This is a genomic window from Paenibacillus sp. EB106-06-01-XG199, assembly GCF_058791575.1.
This window is the reverse complement of the sequence record NZ_JBYTDQ010000029.1, coordinates 1-3,576: the sequence shown is the minus strand read 5'-3', so window position 1 is coordinate 3,576 and position 3,576 is coordinate 1. Positions and strand designations below refer to the sequence as shown.

Annotated in this window: 3 protein-coding genes, 1 rRNA gene and 2 pseudogenes; 5 read left to right on the top strand and 1 reads right to left on the bottom strand. The window is 40.1% G+C overall.

The annotated features are described in order from the left end of the window. Nucleotides 1-74, top strand: a 5S ribosomal RNA gene (gene rrf, locus AC3WT9_RS34555); the annotation flags it as partial. Between the two features lie 37 nt (nucleotides 75-111). On the opposite strand, the pseudogene AC3WT9_RS34550 reads toward rrf, so the two are convergent. Continuing rightward, nucleotides 112-531: pseudogene (locus AC3WT9_RS34550) on the bottom strand (DUF2071 domain-containing protein); the annotation flags it as partial. A gap of 181 nt (nucleotides 532-712) precedes the next feature. Between AC3WT9_RS34550 and AC3WT9_RS34545 the strand changes: the two are divergent. From AC3WT9_RS34545 to AC3WT9_RS34530, 4 genes and pseudogenes are all read left to right on the top strand, one after another. Beyond that, nucleotides 713-865, top strand: a pseudogene (locus AC3WT9_RS34545) (GBS Bsp-like repeat-containing protein); the annotation flags it as partial. Between the two features lie 13 nt (nucleotides 866-878). Then, the gene (locus AC3WT9_RS34540) at nucleotides 879-1,919 is read left to right on the top strand and encodes an RICIN domain-containing protein (RefSeq protein WP_341091414.1); all 1,041 of its coding nucleotides are present in this window, start codon (nucleotides 879-881) and stop codon (nucleotides 1,917-1,919) included. A gap of 79 nt (nucleotides 1,920-1,998) precedes the next feature. Continuing rightward, nucleotides 1,999-2,739: a GBS Bsp-like repeat-containing protein gene (locus AC3WT9_RS34535; RefSeq protein WP_341091415.1), complete on the top strand. Its 741-nt coding sequence runs from the start codon at nucleotides 1,999-2,001 to the stop codon at nucleotides 2,737-2,739. Continuing rightward, on the top strand, nucleotides 2,676-3,119 hold the full coding sequence (locus AC3WT9_RS34530) for a GBS Bsp-like repeat-containing protein (protein WP_492408972.1): 444 nt from the start codon (nucleotides 2,676-2,678) through the stop codon (nucleotides 3,117-3,119). Before AC3WT9_RS34535 ends, AC3WT9_RS34530 begins: the two co-directional genes overlap by 64 nt. Nucleotides 3,120-3,576: the final 457 nt, after the last annotated feature.

Below are 3,576 nucleotides of genomic sequence, written 5' to 3'. Positions count from 1 at the left end.
ACACGACCGTTAAGCCCTCCAGCGCCGATGGTACTTGGACCGAAGGGTCCTGGGAGAGTAGGACGCCGCCAAGCACATGGCATGACCGAATAGGTCATGCCTTTTTGCTATTTACAGACACAACTCAGCAATTTTAGCAAACGGTTGATCAGATATAGCACCGATTTTTTTTATTGACCAAAAGAGAACCTCAAGACGTTTAGTAAAGGTAAGAAGTGAGGGAGTATCATCATGAGCGAGACCCAGTGCTCTCATTGAAGTATTGTGAGCAATATGAAGCTCAGCCTCCTGTAAAGGCCAAGGGAGATGGTGAATATGGCCAATATAGAGCCGGCCTTTCGAGCCAGAAGCGTACAAACAATACCGTTCTGTCAACCAGTGGAGAAGCGTTCCTGGCTGCGCATGAAAGCAAAAGGGTTGAGTAGCCCGGTAGATGCCTTTGAAAACGCTTCCTTTCCTTATGCTGCTATATCGAATAGCCTCGCCTTCGGTGTGATAAGACATTTTAGCAAGACTATAGGGTAGGTGGGCGAAAAGGCGTGCTTAGCAACTGGTGATAAAAGTATGGGACGCTAATATGTCGGGAAATGACTTAATCACATTTGGATTCAACAAATATTCACAGAATTTTATAGCAAGGTTCGACAATTTCTGTATAAGTGATTTGCTATAATAAAACGATTCTCATTAAAATCCCCCTTTTCCAACATGGACAGAAGCCAACGATCATGACGATTTAAAGATTCCGTGGGTTAAAGGAGAAAGAATTAATCAAATAACATGGAAAGTTAAGATTCCATTTTCTAAATACAATAATGAGACAGGGAAATATATTACTCATATACTTACATTATCAAAAGGATAGGAAGATGTTATTAATGAAAAAGTACATATTCTTTATAGCAGTTTGTATGTGTATCTTGATTTATCCCAATACCACTACTGCGATGAAGTATACCTATCTAAAAACAGGACAGCTAGGTCTTATCAGCATTTATGAAGGTAAATATATGGATTTTCAGTACGACAACAATGGAAATATGATCGGAAGGAAAAGCTTAACCTGCAAAAATTCTGAGTTCAAACTAATCAATGTAAATAGTAATAAAGCTTTGGATGTTTTTGCGGGGAACACAAGCAACGGTACGAAAATACAGATTGAGGAAGATAATGGGACTGATGCGCAGCGCTGGCTGATTTGTAATGCACCAAATGAAACCTATAAATTAATTAATGTGAATAGTGGAAAAGCGCTTGATATTACAGGAGGGAAAACGGCTGAGGGTACATCAGTTCAACTTTGGGATGATAATGGAACCGAGGCTCAAGCATGGCGTATGGTGGATAACGGTGATAGTTCTTATACACTTCTAAATGTGCACAGTAATAAAGTGCTTGATGTAGCAGACGGGAGCGTGAGCAACGGATCAGCTGTTCGGATATGGACATCTAATGGAACATCGGCACAGAAGTGGAGACTGGTCAAGGCAATTTCTAATGGAGCTGAATTCAAAGTGTTGAATTATGGAAATCAAAAAGCGTTAGATGTCACTGGAGGAAACACTGCTGATGGCACCCCGGTACAAATTTGGACAGATAATAGTACTGCCTCTCAACGATGGCAGGTGTTCGATGCGGGAGGCAATAAGTATAAACTGATTAATGTAAACAGTGGGAAGGCGCTTGAAGTGTCCGGGGGAGGCACAAACAATGGATCAGCTGTACAGGTATGGACAGATAATGGAACGGCTTCTCAACATTGGACAATAAATGAGAATGAAGATGGTTCTTGTACACTGAAGAATGTAAACAGCAACAAGGTGCTGGACATACCTGGAGGAAGCAGTGCGGATGGAACACGCTTGCAGATATACACAGACAACGGGACATCCTCTCAAAAATGGAAGCTAGTAAAATGAAAAGCAATAGTCTTAACTTAGCCGTTTATTCCTTACCTTAATCACCAGCAACCAATCATCGAATCTTGGAGGAACTTTCTTGAAGAAATCAACAATAGTGACTATGCTAGCCAGTGTGCTTTTAACTCTTTTTAGCTTTAATGCTCAGACTTCAGCGGCTGTGGGACCGGAGGAGATCGTTTCCAATTATCTGATTGTAGATATGAACGGTACGCCACAGCGGCAGAAGATCAACATTTACAATCACAATCAACTAGAGACAGAGATTCTTGCGGATAACTCAATGATCCGGTATAGCTATGATGCAAATGGAAATCTTCTTAAGCGAAATAAGGTTACACCTGCAGAACCGTACATCTTCAGCACTTCAGCAGTCTCTTATGATATCTATCTTAAAGGGGTTCCTGACAGTGTTCAAAATGTACATTTTCCAACATGGACGGAAGACAAAGGGCAAGATGATATCGAATGGATTGCTGGTGTGAAAGTTGCCCCAAATCTCTGGAAAGGTAAGGTTATCCTGTCGAAACACGGGGGGCAAAGAGGTAAGTACAATACACATATCTATGCAGACAATCAGTTAGTGAAAGGTCTTAATACTAACATCCAAGATACTACAAAAATCATCTCTCCTCAAACAGTGTCATTAACTGACGGATATTACGAAGTTTATGTGGAAGGAGTCGCACGAACAATTAAAGAAGTACGGTTTCCCACATGGACAGAGTATAAAGGTCAAGATGACATTAAGGATCCATGGATCATCGGAGAAAAGGTAAACGACACGACATGGAAAATTCGTATACCCTTCAGCGAATAAATTACGAAACAGGAAACTATTCAACACACCTTTATTTTTTTGATCAATCTGGTAACATGCTTGGAGTCGGAGGAACGTCAGTTGCTGTTAAGGGTGGCGTAGGTGTATCAGGACCGAAAACAGCCAATATCTCGGCGGATTCATACGATGTTTTGATATACGGACTAGATCCTAATGTAAAACGTGTTCAGTTCCCTACATGGACTTCTAATAAGGATCAGGATGACATTGAGTGGATTGAAGGTGTAAAGGTTGCTCCTGGAGTCTGGAAAGCCACGGTAGTCTTTCAAAGGCATAACTCTGAGGTGGGAAGCTATATTACGCATATCTATGCTGATAATCAATATGCCGGAGTCTGGACGTGCAACGTTAATCGTTAACGGATGCCCGATCTAATGTAGAATAGGAAACCTGCTTCAGTAAATAATGTAATGTTAACCACATGTGAGTCACAGACTCCATGTGGTTTTTTCTTATGAGGTAGCATTCAACATTTTGAGTGATCAACAATAATATTACTTAATTTCCAACTAAATGTATATTATTCAATAAAGTTTATATTAAATAAATATACTCAGAATTTATAGCAAGGTTCGACAATTTCTGGATTAATGATTTGCTATAATAAATCGATTCTAGGAATTGCAATCTAATATTTTTATCAAAAAATAACAGAATTTTGGAGGGACGTTCTTGAAGAAATCAATGATAGTGACCCTGCTAGCCAGTGTCTTTTTAACTTTTTTTATCTTTAATTCTCAGACTTCAGCGGCTGCGGTATTAGAAGGTGTTGATTCCAATTATATAATCAAAGACATGAACGGCACGCCACAGCGG